The 17,930-nt window shown below is 58.0% G+C and carries 15 protein-coding genes; 5 read left to right on the plus strand and 10 right to left on the minus strand.

Annotated features, from left to right (window positions below; genetic code table 11):
- A partial coding sequence (locus FBX99_RS25575; protein WP_145133301.1) for an RHS repeat domain-containing protein occupies positions 1-1,290 on the plus strand: 1,290 nt, incomplete at its 5' end.
- 24 nt (positions 1,291-1,314) lie between these two features.
- Positions 1,315-1,737 (plus strand): hypothetical protein, encoded by a 423-nt coding sequence (locus FBX99_RS25580; RefSeq protein WP_145133303.1) that lies wholly within the window; start codon positions 1,315-1,317, stop codon positions 1,735-1,737.
- Between the two features lie 9 nt (positions 1,738-1,746).
- Here the strand turns inward: FBX99_RS25580 and FBX99_RS25585 are convergent, their stop codons facing one another.
- Positions 1,747-3,522: a bifunctional diguanylate cyclase/phosphodiesterase gene (locus tag FBX99_RS25585; protein ID WP_145133305.1), complete on the minus strand. Its 1,776-nt coding sequence runs from the start codon at positions 3,520-3,522 to the stop codon at positions 1,747-1,749.
- Positions 3,523-3,640: 118 nt separating this feature from the next.
- Positions 3,641-5,722 (minus strand): carboxy terminal-processing peptidase, encoded by a 2,082-nt coding sequence (locus FBX99_RS25590; RefSeq protein ID WP_178112075.1) that lies wholly within the window; start codon positions 5,720-5,722, stop codon positions 3,641-3,643.
- Between the two features lie 139 nt (positions 5,723-5,861).
- Here FBX99_RS25590 and FBX99_RS25595 point away from each other — a divergent pair, with 139 nt between their 5' ends.
- Complete coding sequence (locus tag FBX99_RS25595) at positions 5,862-6,824, plus strand: zinc-binding dehydrogenase (protein WP_145133309.1); 963 nt, start codon at positions 5,862-5,864, stop codon at positions 6,822-6,824.
- A gap of 67 nt (positions 6,825-6,891) precedes the next feature.
- On the opposite strand, the gene FBX99_RS25600 is transcribed toward FBX99_RS25595, so the two are convergent.
- Positions 6,892-7,893, minus strand: a complete 1,002-nt coding sequence (locus FBX99_RS25600) for a hypothetical protein (RefSeq protein ID WP_145133312.1) — start codon at positions 7,891-7,893, stop codon at positions 6,892-6,894.
- A gap of 730 nt (positions 7,894-8,623) precedes the next feature.
- On the minus strand, positions 8,624-10,141 hold the full coding sequence (locus tag FBX99_RS25605) for a hypothetical protein (protein ID WP_145133314.1): 1,518 nt from the start codon (positions 10,139-10,141) through the stop codon (positions 8,624-8,626).
- A 177-nt stretch (positions 10,142-10,318) separates the two neighbouring features.
- Between FBX99_RS25605 and FBX99_RS25610 the strand changes: the two genes are divergently transcribed.
- Positions 10,319-10,561: a hypothetical protein gene (locus tag FBX99_RS25610; RefSeq protein ID WP_145133316.1), complete on the plus strand. Its 243-nt coding sequence runs from the start codon at positions 10,319-10,321 to the stop codon at positions 10,559-10,561.
- A 378-nt stretch (positions 10,562-10,939) separates the two neighbouring features.
- Positions 10,940-12,433, plus strand: coding sequence for an Ig-like domain-containing protein (locus FBX99_RS25615; protein ID WP_145133318.1), 1,494 nt, complete (start codon positions 10,940-10,942; stop codon positions 12,431-12,433).
- Between the two features lie 49 nt (positions 12,434-12,482).
- On the opposite strand, the gene FBX99_RS25620 is transcribed toward FBX99_RS25615, so the two are convergent.
- The 6 genes from FBX99_RS25620 to FBX99_RS25645 form a co-directional block, all read right to left on the minus strand.
- Complete coding sequence (locus FBX99_RS25620) at positions 12,483-13,136, minus strand: HAD family phosphatase (protein ID WP_144929647.1); 654 nt, start codon at positions 13,134-13,136, stop codon at positions 12,483-12,485.
- Positions 13,137-13,188: 52 nt separating this feature from the next.
- Positions 13,189-14,178: an ABC transporter ATP-binding protein gene (locus FBX99_RS25625; RefSeq protein ID WP_144929646.1), complete on the minus strand. Its 990-nt coding sequence runs from the start codon at positions 14,176-14,178 to the stop codon at positions 13,189-13,191.
- Positions 14,175-14,975 carry an ABC transporter permease gene (locus tag FBX99_RS25630; RefSeq protein WP_047700543.1) on the minus strand — a complete coding sequence of 267 codons (801 nt, stop codon included), beginning with the start codon at positions 14,973-14,975 and terminating at the stop codon, positions 14,175-14,177. Before FBX99_RS25630 ends, FBX99_RS25625 begins: the two co-directional genes overlap by 4 nt.
- Complete coding sequence (locus FBX99_RS25635; protein ID WP_178112077.1) at positions 14,962-15,798, minus strand: ABC transporter permease subunit; 837 nt, start codon at positions 15,796-15,798, stop codon at positions 14,962-14,964. The genes FBX99_RS25630 and FBX99_RS25635 overlap by 14 nt, the downstream gene beginning before the upstream one ends.
- A 5-nt stretch (positions 15,799-15,803) precedes the next feature.
- Positions 15,804-16,610 carry an alkaline phosphatase family protein gene (locus FBX99_RS25640; protein WP_145133320.1) on the minus strand — a complete coding sequence of 269 codons (807 nt, stop codon included), beginning with the start codon at positions 16,608-16,610 and terminating at the stop codon, positions 15,804-15,806.
- 184 nt (positions 16,611-16,794) lie between these two features.
- Complete coding sequence (locus tag FBX99_RS25645) at positions 16,795-17,862, minus strand: ABC transporter substrate-binding protein (protein ID WP_144929643.1); 1,068 nt, start codon at positions 17,860-17,862, stop codon at positions 16,795-16,797.
- Positions 17,863-17,930 lie beyond the last annotated feature (68 nt).

The following is a 17,930-nucleotide window of genomic DNA, read 5'->3' on the forward strand; positions in this document are numbered from 1 at the left end:
CACGACCCGGCCGGCAACCTGCTGATGCAGGACCGCCCCGGCCCGACCACCCTCAAGGGCAACCGCCTGCTGATGGAGGGCGACCGCCACTACGATTACGACGCCTTCGGCAACCTGATCCGCGAACGCCGCGGCAAGGCCCAGGTCCTCGTCACCGAATACCGCTACGACAGCCAACACCGCCTGATCGGCGTCACCACGGCGGACGGCCGCGAAACGTCCTACCGCTACGACGCCTTCGGCCGACGCATCAGCAAGACCGTGGCCGGCCTGACCACCGAGTTCTTCTGGCAAGGCGACCAACTCGTCGCCGAAAGCAGCCGCCAGCACCACCGCAGCTACCTCTACGAACCCGGCACCTTCCGGCCGCTGGCACTGCTCGACGGCAAAGGCCTCAACGCCTGCCCGTTCTACTACCACCTCGACCACCTGGGCACACCCCAGGAACTGACCAACTACGGCGGCCAGATTGTCTGGTCGGCGCGTTACCACGGCTACGGCAAGGTCCGTGCGATCGAGCACGGCGGCGGCGAACAGCTGGAACAACCGCTGCGCTTCCAGGGCCAATACCATGACTTGGAAAGCGGCCTGCACTACAACCGGCACCGCTACTACAATCCGGAAACGGGCCGCTACCTGACGCCTGACCCGAGCAAACTGGCGGGTGGGCTCAATGGGTATCGGTACACCCTGAACCCGACGGGGTGGGTGGATCCGTTGGGGTTGGTGGATTGTCCGGGGAAGGGTGGGTGTAGGCCGGCAGTTGGGGAGCAGGATCCGGCTGCCAAGGTTGGGGTGGATGAGGGGGAGCCGCAGCTGCCGATGACGGCGGAGCAGCGGCGGGCTCGGATTGATGAGTTAGCGGAGGCGAATGCTAAGCGACGTGTAGAGGAGTATGAGAGGAAATATGGCATGCATACTATCGCCAAGCACAATCCCGAGATAACAGATAGAGCGATAAGGCAGCGGCCAATTGACGGGAGTCATCCAACGATAAGCGGACAAATAGGCCCCGTGAGTTCCAGCTCCCAATTTAAAAGTTGGAGGATGCAGATGCATGCACTAAATGAAGCACTTACAAGAAAGGCTCGGGGGCTACCCGCGCATACGGGCTTCGACAGAAAACAAAACCCTATTGTTAGGATGGAAATGTCTGGCGCCGGCAGGGGATACAAACCCAACAGAAGAGATAGAGCCAATCCTATCTTGAATGAGCACATGAACGGTGCAGAAGTAAAATTTGACAAAATTCAAACGGATAAACCGTTTACTGCTTTTCCTGTTGACTAAGCTAGTCGAGAAATGGAGTTAATTATGTTGCTCGCCCCCTTTACTGAGTTGCCTTACCGGCCAACTGTTGACTCGCTCTTGGCTGGCATAGATACAGAATATAAAGATAATTTTTTTAGAGAGGAGCTGCTAAAGCTTGATCCAAATAGTACGGCGGATCGACAAATTATAATTAAAAATTACATAATTAAAGAGCAGGAGTATTTGTCGTATAGGCATAAGTTTCTGCTTTTGAAAAAGTTGGAGGAGGCGTTGGCGGATAAACTTTATGATTTTGGTGCGCTTTTTGAGTATGACTATGAGGCAAATGAATCTTCAGCCTCGCCTTGGTTGGCATCTGGCATCCATACACCACGTAGCTTTTTTGAGGATATATATGAATTGGCAAGCGAAGAATGGAAGCAAGATATCAACAAAGCCGCGCTCGAAGATCCATCCACTTGGTAATAGCCTACTTTATACCATTGCTCCAATAGGCTCGACTCCCTCAGCCTCCACCAAATACAAACTCCCCCCCGGCACCTCCTTGGCATGATGCTTAGCCTGCGAAGCCAGTTCCGCCAACTGGCTCGCATCCAGCCCTCCACACGCGTCCGACCTCAGATGCACCACCCCAATCGACAACGATAACAACGCGAACTCCTGCCGAACCCCCTGCCGGTTCAACGCCGTGAAGCACCCAGCCTCCAGATGCTCCGGCCGATAGAACCGGCGGCAATGGGTCTGGAAGTCGCTGAGCAGTTGATTCAGGCGCTTGCGCCAGTCTTCCGGGCCGAGGACCAGAAGGAAGTCGTCGCCACCGATGTGGCCGACGAAGTCGCGGCTGGGGTCGATGCGTTCGTTCAGGCATTGGGCCAGGCACAGCAGGACTTCGTCGCCCCGGCCGTAGCCATAGATATCGTTGAAGGGTTTGAAGCTGTCGATGTCGACGTAGCAGATCACCGCTTCCTGTCGCTGTTGCAGCAGGCGGGTGAGGCATTGCTGGATCGGGACGTTGCCCGGCAGCAGGGTCAGCGGGTTGGCGTAGCGGGCCTGTTGGATCTTCAGTTCGGTGATGAGCTTGAGCACGTCGATCACCCGGCCCAGTCCCAGGTAGTGACCGTTGAGGGTGATGATGAAGTCTTCTTCGATGCGTTGCCGGGCGCGGCTGGTGATGAGGCGGCTGACTTGCTGCAGCGACTGGCTCAGTTCCACGGCCAGGAAATCATCGCTCATCAGGCGGCTGATGGGTTTGCGGGCGAACAGGTCGGTGGCGAAGGGTTTGAGCAAGGCGTCCGAGAGCGAATGGCGGTGGACGATGCCGCAGGGGCGGTTCTGGTTGTCCAGCACGGCCAGGGAGTTGAGGTTGGCCTGGCGCCGAAAGGCGTCCAGGACCCGTGCCGTGGGGGTGTCATGGGACATGGCCGGTTGTTCGTTGAGCAGGGCGCTGAGGTCGTTGATCTCATCGCTTAACGGCACCGCGCCGCTGTCCTGCCGGGGCATCAGCGCCTTGGCATCCCGTGACGGCTGTTCCTGGGGGCGGGCGAGCAAATATCCCTGAACCAGATCGACGCCCATTTCCATCAGCACCGCCAGTTCTTCCGGCAGTTCTATGCCCTCGGCAATCACTTGGGAACGTGACGTTCGGGCGATCTTCAGGATCGAGCCGACGAATTCGCGCTTGAGGGCATCCTGGTGAATGCCGTCGATGAAGTGCCGGTCGATCTTCACATATTCAGGACGCAGTTCGGACCACAGCCGCAGGCTCGAATAACCGGCGCCAAGGTCATCCAGGGCGATGGAGAAACCCATGGCCCGGTAATGGTGCAGCGCATTCTGCAGGAGCTGGAAATCATCGATGGGGGTCTGTTCAGTCAGTTCGATCACCACCTGGCTGGGTGGGATGCTGAAGTCCTGCAGCAGTTGCAAAGTGCGTCCGGTCTGGTGCGCCGACTCCAGCAGCGACTCGGGCGAGACATTGAGGAACAGTTTGCCCGGCAGTTGTTGCTCGTTGAAACGTTGGCAGGCGCTGCGTCGGCAGGCCAGTTCCAGTTCACTGAGGCGTCCGGCCTGGCGGGCCACGGAGAGCAAGGCGATGGGCGAGTGCAAGGGGCTGTTGGACGGCCCGCGGGTCAAGGCTTCGTAACCCAGGATGCGCCGTTCGGACAGGCACACGATCGGTTGGAACAGACTGTGCAAACCGCTTTGAGTCAGGATTGAACTCAACGCACTCAGCTGTTCGGTCGTGGTCATGGCGATCTCTGGCGATAAAAAAAGGACCGGGTGCCGCATTGGGCGCCCAGTCCTGTATTTCACGACAGACTGATGTCAGTTTGATGACACTCCGACGAGAGTTACCATTAAATGGCCATCATCCCTGCTTGGCGACGGCTGTATTGAGTTTCAGGTAATCCAGCAGGATTCGCCCGGTCTCGCTCAGGTACGCATCGTCTTCCGGCTTGGTCTTTTCCGGCTCGGTAATCAGGTCTTCGTCTTCTTTCTTCAGCTCTTTGAGCGGCTCTTCGCCCTTGGCCTTGCGACGCAGGTTTTCCATCGCCAGTTGCTTGGCCTCGATGTCTGCATGCTGGGCGCGACGGTCGGCTTCGTTGAGGCTGACGGTTTTTTCCAGCATCAATTTCTGCGCCAGGGCCAGCTTGTCGCGGATGAACACGAACTCGGCATCCTGGGAAGTGCGGGCATCGTGATCGGACTTGAGCTGGGCTAGGAACGGTTTGAACGGGTCCACCGCCGGTTTGATCGCCGGCCGGATGGTGTCCCACGGCATGGCTTCGGGCAGGGCGCTTTCGCCGATTTCCTTGGTGTCGATGATCGACGGATAATCGATGTCAGGCAGCACGCCCTGGTGCTGGGTGCTCTGGCCGGACACCCGGTAGAACTTGGCCAGGGTCAGTTTCAGTTCGCCGTGGTTCAGCGGCTGGATGGTCTGCACGGTGCCCTTGCCGAAGGTCTGGCCGCCGATGATCAACGCCCGGTGGTAGTCCTGCATGGCACCGGCAAAAATCTCCGAGGCCGACGCCGACAGGCGATTGACCAGCAAGGCCATCGGCCCTTTGTAGAACGCGCCCGGGTTCTCGTCTTCGAGTACATCGACCCGGCCATCGGCGTTGCGTACCAGCACGGTAGGGCCCTTGTCGATGAACAGGCTGGTCAGCTCGGTGGCTTCCTGCAAGGAGCCGCCACCGTTGTTGCGCAAGTCGATGACGACGCCGTCGACCTTGTCCTTCTGCAGCTCGGTCAGCAGCTTCTTGACGTCGCGGGTGGTGCTCTTGTAATCCGGATCCCCGGCGCGGAACGCCTTGAAGTCCAGGTAGAAGGCCGGGATCTCGATCACGCCGAGCTTGTAGTCCTTGCCGTCCTGTTTCAGGTTGAGGATCGACTTCTTCGCGGCCTGTTCTTCCAGTTTCACCGCTTCACGGGTGATGGCCACGATCTTGCTGGTCTGGTCGTTCGGCGCATTGCTGGCCGGAATGACTTCCAGGCGCACCACCGAGCCTTTCGGACCACGGATCAGCTTGACCACTTCGTCCAGGCGCCAGCCGACCACGTCGACCATTTCCTTGTTGCCCTGGGCGACACCGATGATCTTGTCCGCCGGGCCGACCTGCTTGGTCTTGTCGGCCGGGCCCGCCGGTACCAGGCGCACGATTTTCACCTGGTCGTTATCGCTTTGCAGGACCGCGCCGATGCCTTCCAGGGACAGGCTCATGTTGATGTCGAAGTTTTCCGCGTTATCCGGCGACAGATAATTGGTGTGCGGGTCGTAGGACATGGCGAAGGTGTTGATGTACGCCTGGAAGATGTCTTCGGCGCGAGTCTGCTCCAGGCGAGCCAATTGGTTCTTGTAGCGCTTGGTCAGGGTTTCCTGGATCTGCTTGGGGTCCTTGCCGGCGATCTTCATGCGCAGCACTTCGTCCTTGACGCGCTTGCGCCACAGATCATCGAGTTCGGCTGTGCTTTTGAGCCAAGGGGCGTCCTTGCGGTCGACCAGCAGGGTTTCCTTGGTGCTGAAATCGATCTTGTCGACGCCTTTGTTCAGCTCGGCAATGGCGTAATCCAGGCGCGCCTTCACGCGGTCCAGGTAACGCTTGTAGATGACAAACCCGGCGTTCAGGTCGCCGCTCTTGAGGAAATCATCGAACTGGGTTCTCCACTTGTCGAATTCTGCAATGTCGCTGGCCATGAAATAGCTGCGCGACGGATCAAGCAGCTTCAGGTAGCTGTCATAGATGATGATCGAGCGCGCGTCATCGAGCGGTGGCTTGCTGTAATGATGACGTTTGAGCAACTCCACGACATTAAGGCTGGCAATCACCTCGTCGCGATCGGGTTGAAGCTTGTCCCAGCTGTTGGCTGCGAACGTATCGCTCGACATTGGCAACAGACCGAGGCCAATGACAAGTGCGAGGGCGGTGCTGGGGAACAGGTGCTTCATACTGATTCGACGCAGGGACAATTGATAACGCATATTAGGCCGTCTTTGAAGTCGCCGGTTCCATGTGGCCCGGGCGCAAAATGCAAGAAAGCCCGGCGTTACAGCAGCGGGCCCAGTCGAGACTCACTATGGAGGCACCGTGAAAGCATTGCAAGGCGTTGAAGGCCAAGTGGTATGGGCTGATGAGCCAAGTCCTACGTGCGATGTAGGGCAAGTTCGCATTCGTGTGGCGGCTGCCGGCCTGAATCGGGCCGATTTATTGCAGAAAGCCGGACTTTATCCGCCGCCTCCCGGGGCCAGCCACGTTCTAGGGTTGGAGTGTTCCGGGGTCATCAGCGAGGTTGGGCCGGGCTCGGCCTGGCAGGTGGGCGACCGCGTGTGTGCCTTGCTCGCCGGCGGCGGCATGGCCGAGGAAGTGGTGGTCGATGCCGGGCACGTACTGCCGGTGCCCGAGGGCCTGTCGTTGGCTGAAGCGGCCGCGCTGCCTGAGGTCTACAGCACTGCGTGGCTGAATCTGTTCAAGCTGGCAGGCCTCAAGCCGGGGGAGAAGGTGCTGCTGCACGCCGGAGCCAGTGGCGTCGGCTCCGCTGCGATCCAACTGTGCAAGGCGTTCGGCAACCCATGCTGGGTCAGTGTCGGTTCGGCGGATCGGCTGGCTTATTGCCAGGCGTTGGGAGCCCAGGGTGGTGTGGTGCGGGCTGATGACATCGAGCGCTTGAGCGACTTCGCGCCCTTTGACGTAATCCTCGATCCGGTGGGCGCCAGCTATGCCAAACTCAATGTGAAACTTTTGTCAGTTGACGGGCGTTGGGTGTTGATCGGGCTGATGGGCGGGCGCATGGCTGAACTCGATCTAGCCCAGGTGCTGGGCAAGCGAATCCAACTGCTCGGCTCGACCTTGCGCAGCCGCGATGAGCAATTCAAGGCCGACTTGATCAGCGAGTTGAGGCAACACGTGTGGCCGTTGTTTGCCGATCAACGCCTGAATCCGCAGCTGGCCAGGACGTTTGCGATCAAGGATGCCGAAGCGGCGTTTGCTGAGCTGGCGAGTAACAAGGTGTCAGGGAAGTTGGTGTTAGTGATTGATGAGAGCCTGAGCTGATTCTGGGGCGTCGCGCCCAGGCTTGCACGTGCTGCCTGAATGTGGAAAACACTGCTAAAGGGTTGACCTATAGGTTAACCCTCAGGACCTGGGAGAACATTCGTTGCTCGTTGCTGTTTTTACGGACAATCGAGTAGTTGATCAGAACGGTTTTTCCGCTGTTTTCGGATATCCAGGCACTGGGGATGTCAAAAACGTTGGCTTGACCGGACGTCACATCCTGGCTTTCAGTATCGTGGGTTGTGACACCGGCCCAACGAACCCTGACGGTGTAGCCTGTCTCACCGCCGTAGTTCACGCTAACCTTCGAGTTGGAATAACTCGGTGCCGGTAATGGATCCACCGCTTGCGGGTCGATATGCAGCGTCAATCTTGCCGACTCTATCGTCTCACCAACACCTTTCTCCTTGACTGAGTAGCCGACCTGGATAGATCGACCGATATTGTCGACGACTTCCAGACGAGGGATCGGGATCAATCTTTTCCCGGGCGGGTCGCCCACCTCTACTATCCCGCTGTTGTAGTTGACCCGGCCTTGCCAGCGCACCCTGATGGTATCGGTTGCATGCATACCGGTGTAGTGAGGTACTTCAACATCCACATGCGCGTCGGTGTAGATGTCGCTCATTTTCAGATGGTCGCCCGCTGCGTTATATGTTTTGGGAACGCTGGGTTTAAGCTTGTGGGAGGGAAGCACAGCCTGGTCCGCGACATCATAGACAAACGTGGCGTCCTCCGAGGGGGTGCTGGGTAAAGTCAGGCGAATGATTGGGACCACCATGCCTCCGGTGCGGTCGTAATATTTCTGTTGGTCGATTCGGGCATTTGCCAGCCCGGCGCCGAGATAGAAGAAGGCTTGAATCGGCAATACCCCTGGCTGATTCTCAGGCCAGGCTTTGATTCGAAGTTCGTTGTGGTCTCCGAAGGCTACGGTGGGAATCAAGGAGCGTACCCGGATGGCTTGATTGAAGGCGTTTACTGCTTCAGAGCCCAGGTTACTTTCCACCATAAAGGCACAAGAGTGCACCGTTGGATTCCTGGATTGAGGAACCGATTGATAGTGAGCCACCCACTGCTCCGCGGTGGTCACATTTTGTTCTCGACAAGGTTTACTGGTAGGGAACACGTATGGAGGAACAATGCTGTCCCTGCATCCGTACTGTCCCGCCGCGTCTCGATAAAAAGTAGCGCCGTCGAGTGGAAAGTAACAAATGACTTCTGGTCTGATTTTTTCCGCTGGGGCGCTGAAATAAGGGTAGAAGATAAAACCGTTGGCCCCATTCCAGGGCGCGCGGACAAATTTCGTATCGGCTCTTAAATAGGAAAAAGAGACCGCGTCGGTCGTTCTTGAGAAGTCGCTATGATCCCAGGGATCATAATTATTACTGGTTTTAGTGATGCGTAGCGTTACGCCTGAGCAAAGAAAGGCCGGTGTAGTGGGGGTTCCGCAGTCGGTGGCGGTATTGTGATAAGCCGTGGTCAGGTTTCTGGCGGTTTCCTCACCGGAGTGCTCATAAATGTTAGACGTCTGAAGGACGGCGGGTGGTGAGGCTGATTGAGTTGCGCAACCAAGTCATACGGCGAGCGTGAGGGCCGTTAATATCTTTATGCTAGCGTTGATATAAGTCCACCGTTCAAGGCGCTTGTCCATGAGGGCTCCCGTCGTGGAAGAAGTGTCGAGTTGATCAGACGTGGAGTGTATTAACCTGCGGACACAGCATTGCGTCTACTGTCAGAAATAACAGGTCAAAGTAAGAAGGCGCACCATCTGTCGGATACCTGGATGCGCGCCGCGTTGACTACGGAGTCATCCTTAACACCCCAGAGAACATCCGCTGTTCGCCACTGTTTTTACGAACGATGGAGTAGTTGATAAGGACCGGTCTTCCAGTGTTTTCGGTTATCCAGGCACTGGGAATATCGAACACGTTGGCTTCGCCGGTCTTCACATCCTGTGTTTCCGTGTCCCGGGTCGTCACCCCAGCCCAGCGAACCCTGACGGAATAGCCGGTCTGGCCGCCGTAGTTCACGGTGACTTTGGAGGCCGAGTAACTGGGCGCGGGTAATGGGTGAATTGCCTGAGGGTCGATATGCAAGGTCAGTTTCTCGGATTCTATTGTCTCACCCACGCCTTTTTCCTTGACCGAGTAGCTGACCTCAACCGAACGGCCGATATTGTCGACGACCTCCAGGCGTGGAATCGGGATCCGTCTTTTTCCAGGGGGATTGCCCACCTCGATAATGTTGCTGTTGTATCTGACCCGACCTTGCCAGCGTGCCCTGATGGTATCGGTGCCATCCATGCCTGGGTATTGCGGAATTTCCACATCGACGTGATCGTCGGTATAGATGTCGCTCATTCTCAAATGATTGCCCGCTGCGTCATAAGTTTTGAGCACTTTGGGCTCGGGTTTGGCTTGTGGCTCAGGAAGAATGGCTTGATCGGCCTCGCGGTACTCAAATGTCGCTTGCCCTTGGTAAGTGCTGGCCAGGGTGATGCGAATAATGGGTAAAACAATGCCGGTCAACTCATGGAAGCGTTTCTGGTCGTGTTGCACGGAAGCAATACCCGTGTCACGGGTATACATGAACGCTTCAATCGGCAATTTTCCAGGAATACCAGGAGTCCAGGTCTCCAGTTTCATGTCGTTGGGTACGTCGTAGGCGATGGAGAGTACCAAGGGGGCGGTCAATAAACTCTGATAAAAAACCGGTGCCGTTGGTACGGCAGACGACTTACTAACGTCAAAGCCACAACGTTGCTGTCCGTAGGGGTATTGTACGAAATGGGCAGCCCACTGTTCGGCGGTATTGATGCCTTGCAAGCCACAGGGGACACTGACGTCGGGATAGTCCTTATGGGCACCACAGCCTTTGTTGGAACGCAGATCCGATGCGCCGTCGAGAGGGAAAAAGCACAGGATCTCAATCGAGATTTTATCCGCTGGCGCCTCCAGTTTAGGGAAAAAAATATAGCCCTTGTCATAGGTATAGGCGAGGCGCTTTATATTGAAGTCCGAACGTAAATAAGAAAATGAAGTGCCTCCTACACGCACCGCCGTGTCGCTGGGGTCCCAGACATCATAGGGTTTTCCCTCCGCATGATTGGTGCCGCGCAATATAATCCCCGAGCACAGGAAAGCCGGCCTGTTGACCGTGCCGCAGTCTGCTCGGGTGTCTGCATATCGACGGCGTAGTTCGGTTGCCATCGCGTGCCCTTCGAGAGGTTGTGCGAGTGCCAGGACCGAACAACCCATCGACAATAAACTACCGATAATTGCAAAGAACAGTTTTTTAATTTTTTTGTATTCCTCCACGCACCTGAATATTAGGTGGCGGATGCGGCGCTGCGTCTACTGTCATTCCTGACAGTAGATGGATATACACCCTGTCAGGTCTGACAGTAGACGTTGCAGAGCCAGCCCTTCTAAATACCAGCATTCGAGAGCAATGGATCTCTCGCGGGTAGTTTCACTAGCAGAAGAGGTGTTGTGATGGCCAAAAAAGAACTCCGCCTGTCCAAAGAAGATATTGTCGGCGACAGCTCACCTGAAATTCTCTTGGAATTCTATAAAGGCAAGACCTTGCAGTTCGCGACCTTTCTCTCGGCTTCAAAAAAGAACGGCGCCTACGATACGGTCAACGTCAAGACCGACACCGATGGCGACGGTGATATGGACACCCAGGACGAAAAGGCCCTTCTGGAACTTGCCAAGGCCTTTACCCGGTTCAAGTAGCGAGGGACGTTGATGTCCAATTCCGCCGATTCTTGCTTGCGATAGGATCGGCCCCCTTGGCATCCCGGTTGACTGACCCACCGCCATCGCGAGCAGGCTCGCTCTCACAAGGAATCGGCGTTTGGACGCTGCTTTCGTGAATGCCTCGAACAACTGTGGGAGCGAGCCTGCTCGCGATGGCGGCAGCACAGTCAATATCGATGCCGAGGGGGCCGACACTATCGTGAGCAAGCTCGGTTCCCACAAGGTTTCGCACCACAGCGGCACGCAAGCGTTTTCATTGACCAGACAACTGTCCGAACTGTCGTTCCTGACAGTAGGCAGGCCCGGCGTTCGCGCATCTAATCGACCCCAGTATCGCCTGAGTGGAGTCGAGCCATGTTGCTCTCAATAACAGTAAAGAAAATACTGCCCATAGCCTTCGGTATTGCGCTGTTGCTGGGATGCAGCGCGACTTCCCAGCATCTACAACAGCTGCACGCGAATGATGCTGATGAAATAGGCAGGGTGACAGCGATCAATCTGACCGCTCGCTATCATAAAAAAGTATTCGATTGCGGTTCCAACTTGCCAGCGTACTTGTGTTCGGGGGTTGTGTTCAGGGGAACAAAGCCCTCCACGTCCTATTATTTCTGGAACCCCAGCCATTTTTCAGTGGCAAGCGGCGGTGTGTCCTTCTCGTATCTGCGGGAGGATTCGAAATTCACCAAGCTGGTCTATGGCTATAACAATGGCTTCATCTTTCGCCCTTACCAGGATTCCGGACAGACAGCGGTTCAGCCAGAGGTCCTGTGTTCATTTCCCGTGGACGCTTGGACATTCGATAGGGACGATAAAGGTTGTGGACAGTACTACACGTATCCGGACATAAGCCGGGAATGCCAATCCCAGGGGATCACCACCGCAACCCAGTGGCTGGCGCATTTTCAATCCGTTGAGTCGACGCAACGGCCACCTCACCAATGCGGTTTCAATGTGCGTGCGTCACTGGGTACGGCTGCGGCGCGTGCGTTTCACACCAGTCTTGAGGCGCGAACATTGGGCAGTAGCGATCCGGTCCTTGGCCCGATCCAGAACGAATTACGCCTGGCCACCTGGGAACAGAATGCAGGCCGCGACTTACCGATCGAAGCGCTTTTCTACACTTCGGGTGGTTTGCCTGGTGCCCAGCAATATCAGCGTGATTTCTACGCTGAAACCGACCGATGGCTGCCGATTATTATCTTGACGCTACCCACGACAACGACGGGCGACGCGAGATTTGGCTATCGCAGCGCCGACCAGGCATTTTTCCCCGGCGGACCACTGTCCATAGACCGAACGCCGTTGGCATTGGATGGCTTCAGAATCTTCGCTTCCTGGCCCGCGACGGGAGTTGAGGCACCCGGCAACACCGCGATCCGCCGGGCAGTGGGCGGCACTCCACCGTATCGGTACACATCCAGTAATACCCAAGTGGCGACGGTCTCGGGCAACGGTCAGGTGACAGGAATCAGACGTGGTAGTGCGGTGATCACCGTATCTGATTCGAGCACGCCGGTGCAGTCGGCAACGTATACGGCTCAGGTCAGCAACACTTGGCTGCTGGGGGTCGTAGTGCCCGGCACCTTCACTAGTCTTGCGGCTTTCCATCAATGGCTGGGAACCGTCGGCGGATACCTGATCAACAGCAGCGGGCAGTTCCAGACGCTGGAGAACCTGTATGCCCGACCTTTCCCGCTACCGCGTGGTAGATATTGGCTCGGTGAGCATGGCGGCGTTTGTCCGGCGGGTTATTACACTTACTATCATGCTGAAAACAGCCAAGCGCTCGCCTGTGCATTACCTGGCGAAAGCAGCGTGACCGGTGCGCTGTATGTCGTGCCTTATTGAGCAGATGCCATGAGAGCCGCTGCTCCGTGCTCCCCCGGTGAACGTCGGCTTATTTCCAGCTGTGAATTGGCCACCCCGCCAGTTCGGCGTGGGCCTTCAACACCGGGTCCGGGTTCACCACATGGGGGTGGTCCACCCGTTGCAACAGCGGCAGGTCATTGCGCGAGTCGGAGTAGAAGCTCGCCCCCTCCAGGTTTTCTTCCTCTGCGTCCAGCCAGTCCAGCAACCGCGCGATCTTGCCCTCACGGTAGGTCAGGGTGCCCACGGTTTTGCCGCTGTAGGCCCCATGGGCCACTTCAAGCTCGATCGCCAGGATCTCATCAATACCCAGGCGCTCGGCAATCGGCTTGACCAGATGCGTGCCCGAGGCCGAGATCACCAGGATCCGGTCGCCGGCCTTGCGGTGTTCGGCGATGGTCTTGGTGGCGTCGCTGAAGATGATCGGTTCGATGAAGTCTTCCACCCAGGGCGACACCAGGTGTTCGACTTCTTCCGGGGTGCGGCCGATCATGGGTTCCAGGCTGAAGTCCATGTACTCCTCCATGCGCAACTTGCCGTGGCTGTAGGCATCCATCAGCTCGTTGTTGCGACGCATGAACGACTCGGGATCGACCCAGCCCAGGCGCCCCATCTGCTCGCTCCAGAGGGTGGCGCAGTCGCCGTGGATCAGGGTTTCGTCCAGATCAAAAATTGCCAGGGCCATCAGCCTATTTCCCTTCTCAAGATCAGTTTCAAATTCAAAATCAACACAACCATCAGGCTACCTCACACAGGGCCGATGGCTCGATGGAAAGCGCCAGGCGGGCGCCATCGGGATGCAGGTCGGCCGCCGAACGGTTGAGCACGTCCACCACCAGTTCCACGCCGCGGGCCTCGACCCGGTAGCGGATCACGTTGCCCAGCAGGCTGTGGCTGCGGATCAACGCATCCGGTTCGCCGCTGCGACTCAGCTCGATGGCTTCCGGGCGGATGGCAATACGGCTGTTCACCGGCCGTTGCAGCAATCGGCTGGCGCTGTCGGCGTCCAACAGGTTGTAGTTGCCAATGAAGCCGGCGGCAAAAACGTCGACGGGCGCAGTGTAAAGGGTTTCGGCATCGCCGCTCTGTACGATCTTTCCCTGGTTCATCAGGAAAATCCGGTCGGACATGGTCAGGGCTTCTTCCTGATCGTGTGTGACGAAAATCGTGGTCAGGCCCAACTCGCGCTGGATCTGTCGGATCTGTTCGCGCAGGTGTTTGCGAATTCGCGCATCCAGGGCGGACAGCGGTTCGTCCAGCAGCAACAGGCGTGGCCGGGTCACCAGGGAGCGGGCGAGGGCAACGCGCTGGCACTGGCCGCCGGAGAGTTGATGGGGATAGCGGGTGGCGAAATCGTGCAGTTCCACCAGGCGCAGGATCTCCTGCACGCGTTGGCGGCTGTCTTCGGCCTGGATTTTTTGCATGCGCAGGCCAAAGGCGACGTTCTGTTCCACGGTCATGTTGGGGAACAGGGCGTAACTCTGGAACACCATGCCGATGCCGCGTTTTTGCGGGCTCAGGGGGACGATGTCCTGGCCGTCCAGCAGGATCTTGCCGGCATCCACCGCCGTCAGTCCGGCAATGCAGCGCAACAGCGTGGACTTGCCACAGCCGGAAGGTCCGAGCAGGGTGACGAATTCGCCCTTGCCGATTTCGCAATTGATGTCGCTGAACACCGGCGTGCCCGCGTAGCCTTTTTGCAGGTGTTGGACGCTGACGTAGCTCATTGGCTTTTGTCCTTGTTCAGAATGTTCGCCGCCCAGGTCAGGACCAGTACGAAGAAGAAGTAGGAAATCACCAGGGCGCTGGTGAAGTGGCCGCTGCTGTTGCGCATGTTGTTCAGGTAGACCTGCAGGGTTTCATAGCGGGTGCCTACCAGGATGTTGGCGAACACGAACTCACCGAACAGGAAGGAGAAGGACAGCAGCAACGCCACCATCAGGCCCTTGCGCAGGTTGGGCAACACCACCAGCAAGGCCGCCTGGAAGGTGCTGGCGCCGAGCAGTTGAGCGGCGTCCATCAGGTCGCGCAGGTTGATGGCTTGCAGGTTGTTGGTGATGGCGCGGTACATGAACGGCAGGGCGACGGTGAAGTAGCAGCCGATCAGGATCCACGGTGTCCCCACCATGGCCAGCGGGCCGGAGCCATAGAGTTGCAGCAGCCCTACCGACGACACCACCGGCGGCACCGCGAAGGGCAGCAGGATGAGGATGTTCATCAGCGCGTCGAGTTTCGGGAAGTGGTAATGCACCACGAACAGCAGTGGCAGGATCAGCACCACCGAGAGCACCAGCGCGCCGACGCAGACGATCAGCGACTGGCCGAAGGCGCTGAGAAAACGTGGATCGCTCCACAGTTGCACGTACCATTTGAAGGTAAAGCCGGCGGGCAGCACGGTGGCCGACCAACTGCTGGCAATGGAGTAGATCAGCGTGCCGGCCAGGGGCAGCAACAGGATGGCGAACAGCAAGTACACCACGGCCCGATGATAGAGGCCGGCAGGGCTCGATTCAGCGCGAGACATGGTAGCTCCTCTTGAGCAGCAACTGATGGACGACGGTCACCAGGGTCATCAACGCCACCAGCACCACGGCCAGGGCGCTGGCCATGTTCGGGTCGAGAGAGATGTCGCCGGAGACCATGGCGGCGATGCGAATCGGCAGCACGTTGAAATTGCCGGTGGTCAGCGCGTACACCGTGGCGTAGGCGCCAAGGGCGTTGGCCAGCAGGATCACGAAGGTACCTAGTAGCGCGGGGGTCAGCACCGGCAGCCCGATGTGCCGCCAGAACTGCCAGCCGTTGGCCCCCAGCAGCGCGGCGGACTCGCGCCAGTCTTCGCGCAGCGCATCGAAGGCCGGGTAGAGCAGCAGCACGCCCAAGGGAATCTGGAAGTAGGTGTAGAGGATGATCAGCCCGGTTTTCGAGTACAGGTTGAAGTCTTCGATGATTCCCGCCTGCTTGAGCATGAGGGTGATGCTGCCGTTGAACCCCAGCAGAATAATGAAGGCGAACGCCAGGGGCACGCCGGCGAAATTGCTGGTCATGTTGGCGAAGGCGTTGACGAAATTGCGCAGCTTCGAATCGACCCGGCGCAGCGAATAGCTGCCGAGCACTGCGATGATGATCCCGAACACACTGGACCAGAAGCTGATTTCCAGGCTGTGCTGGATCGCTTGCAGGTAGAACTTCGAACTGAAGATTTTGTTGAAGTTGGCCAGGCCCCAACCGAACTCTTCCGACTCCAGGCTGTTGATCAGCACCCAGAGCAGCGGGGCGATCTGGAACACGATGAAGAAAATCGCGAAGGGCACCAGGCACAACGCTGCCAGCCATTTGCCGCGGGTCATGGCATTCACTTGAGCAACTCCTGGCAATACGGTTTGTCGTGAGCCACACCGAGCAACTGGCAGAGGGTGCCGCACAGTTCGGTCTGCCGGGGCTTCGCGGCGGGGTCGAAGCTGAAGCTGTCTCCAAGCACGAACAGCGGTACCTCCCGTTCCTCGGCCAACAGGCCGTTATGGGAGCGGTCGTTGTTCATGCCATGGTCAGAAGTCACCAACACCTGGTAACCGGCGTCGAGCCAGCCTTGCAGATAGACCGCCAGGTTGATGTCCGCCGAACGGGCACTGTTGCGGTATTGCGGGGTGTCGAGGCCGTGCTTGTGGCCGGCATCGTCGATGTTCATCGGATGCACCAGCAAAAAGTTCGGTGAATGGCGCTGACGCAAATGTTCGGCGTCGGCGAACAGATGGGAATCGGGGTAGTGGTCGTTCCAGTAGAAATGCCCGTACTGGATAGGCAGGTCGGGGTTGTCGGTGTGACGATCCCGACCAGCCTCGAACGGTGAAGCGTTGTAAAGCTCGCTGACCCAATGGTACGCCGCGGCCGCCGTGCTCAAACCGCCTTCGGTGGCATAGTGGAAGACGCTGCGCTGGTTCGACAGGCGCGAGACGTTGTTGTGCACGATGCCGCTGTCAATGGGCGGGACGCCGGTGAGGATGCATTCATAGAGCGGGCGGGACAGGGCTGGCAGTTCACATTCCAGTTTGTAGAGAGCCGCGCGTCCTGCGCTGACGTAAGCCTGCAGATGTCCCATGGCATGTCGGGCGACTTCGTAGTTGAGGCCGTCGAGCACTACCAGGATGACGTTTTGCTTCATGGGTACCGGGACTCCGGACAGGAACCAGAAAGTTCGGATTCACCGCAGCCCCTGTGTGGGAGCGGGCCTGCTCGCGAAGGCTGACTGACACTCAACATTGACATTGGCTGACAGACCGCCTTCGCGAGCAAGCCCGCTCCCACAAGGGATTTGCATCGGATATCCGAGCGGGCTAACTACCGCCTCACTGCATATTGATGATCACTTCTTCCTGCCACTTCTGCGGCAGTGCCTTGGAGGTCTTCTCCCAGGCGTCCGCGTCCTTGATCGGCGTCACGTGCTTGTACTGTTCGTTCGGCAGCAGCTTGGCCTTGACCTCTTCCGGCAGTGTCAGGTGCTCGGCGCGGATCGGCCGGGCGTTGCCTTTGGCCAGGTTGATCTGGCCAGCGTCGCTGAAGATGTACTCGCGAGTGAGCTTGGCGGCATTCGGGTGCTTGGCATATTTGTTGATGATGGTGGTGTAGCCGGAGATGACCGAGCCGTCGGACGGAATCAGCACGACGTAATCATCCGGGTTGGCCATCTTGGCCTTGTAGCTCAGGCCGTTGAAGTCCCAGACCACACCGACTTCGACCTCACCTTTTTCCATGGTGGCGATGGTCGGGTTGGCCATGGACAGGCGCCCTTGCTTGGCGAGCTCGGCGAACATCAACAGGGCCGGTTGCAGGTTCTTCTCGTCGCCGCCGTTGGCCAGGGCCGCCGCCAGCACGCCATTGGCAGCCTGGGCCGCGGTGCTCACGTCGCCGATGGATACCTTGTACTTACCGCTCTTCAGATCAGCCCACTTGGTCGGTACTTCGGAACCGTGCAGCAGCTTTTTGTTGACGATGAAGGCGATGGTACCGGTGTAGGCCAGCGCCCAGTTACCTTCCGTATCCTTGGCCCAGGCAGGCACTTGTTCCCACGTGCTTGGCTTGTAGGGCAGGACTACGTCTTGCTTGACCGCAATCGGGCCGAAAGCCGCGCCGACGTCACCGATGTCGGCGCTGGCGTTGTCTTTCTCGGCGGCGAACTTGGCGATTTCCTGGGCCGAGCTCATGTCGGTGTCGACGTGTTTCAACCCGTAGGTCTTGGCCAGGTCTTCCCAGGTGCCTTTCCAGTTCGCCCAGTCATCGGGCATGCCGACGCTGTTGACGGCGCCTTCCGCTTTCGCAGCGGCTTCCAACTTTTTCAGATCGGTATCAGCGGCCATGGCGGCGGTGCACATGGCGATGGTCGAGCCTAACAGTGATGCCAGGAAAAGCTGTTTCATCCGAAGCTCCTTTGGGCGTTTTCAACGCTGCGATTGCGGTTGTGTTGGCGGTTATGTTGGTCTAGGTC

This window comes from Pseudomonas sp. SJZ074, from assembly GCF_007828215.1.
Lineage (GTDB): Bacteria > Pseudomonadota > Gammaproteobacteria > Pseudomonadales > Pseudomonadaceae > Aquipseudomonas.

Excerpts from the sequence above, each read along its gene's own strand:
- FBX99_RS25580 (WP_145133303.1), top strand. The coding sequence starts at position 1,315 with ATGTTGCTCGCCCCCTTTACTGAGTTGCCTTACCGGCCAACTGTTGAC.
- FBX99_RS25585 (WP_145133305.1), bottom strand. The coding sequence starts at position 3,522 with ATGACCACGACCGAACAGCTGAGTGCGTTGAGTTCAATCCTGACTCAA.
- FBX99_RS25590 (WP_178112075.1), bottom strand. The coding sequence starts at position 5,722 with ATGAAGCACCTGTTCCCCAGCACCGCCCTCGCACTTGTCATTGGCCTC.
- FBX99_RS25610 (WP_145133316.1), top strand. The coding sequence starts at position 10,319 with ATGGCCAAAAAAGAACTCCGCCTGTCCAAAGAAGATATTGTCGGCGAC.
- FBX99_RS25615 (WP_145133318.1), top strand. The coding sequence starts at position 10,940 with ATGTTGCTCTCAATAACAGTAAAGAAAATACTGCCCATAGCCTTCGGT.
- FBX99_RS25620 (WP_144929647.1), bottom strand. The coding sequence starts at position 13,136 with ATGGCCCTGGCAATTTTTGATCTGGACGAAACCCTGATCCACGGCGAC.
- FBX99_RS25625 (WP_144929646.1), bottom strand. The coding sequence starts at position 14,178 with ATGAGCTACGTCAGCGTCCAACACCTGCAAAAAGGCTACGCGGGCACG.
- FBX99_RS25630 (WP_047700543.1), bottom strand. The coding sequence starts at position 14,975 with ATGTCTCGCGCTGAATCGAGCCCTGCCGGCCTCTATCATCGGGCCGTG.
- FBX99_RS25635 (WP_178112077.1), bottom strand. The coding sequence starts at position 15,798 with ATGACCCGCGGCAAATGGCTGGCAGCGTTGTGCCTGGTGCCCTTCGCG.
- FBX99_RS25640 (WP_145133320.1), bottom strand. The coding sequence starts at position 16,610 with ATGAAGCAAAACGTCATCCTGGTAGTGCTCGACGGCCTCAACTACGAA.
- FBX99_RS25645 (WP_144929643.1), bottom strand. The coding sequence starts at position 17,862 with ATGAAACAGCTTTTCCTGGCATCACTGTTAGGCTCGACCATCGCCATG.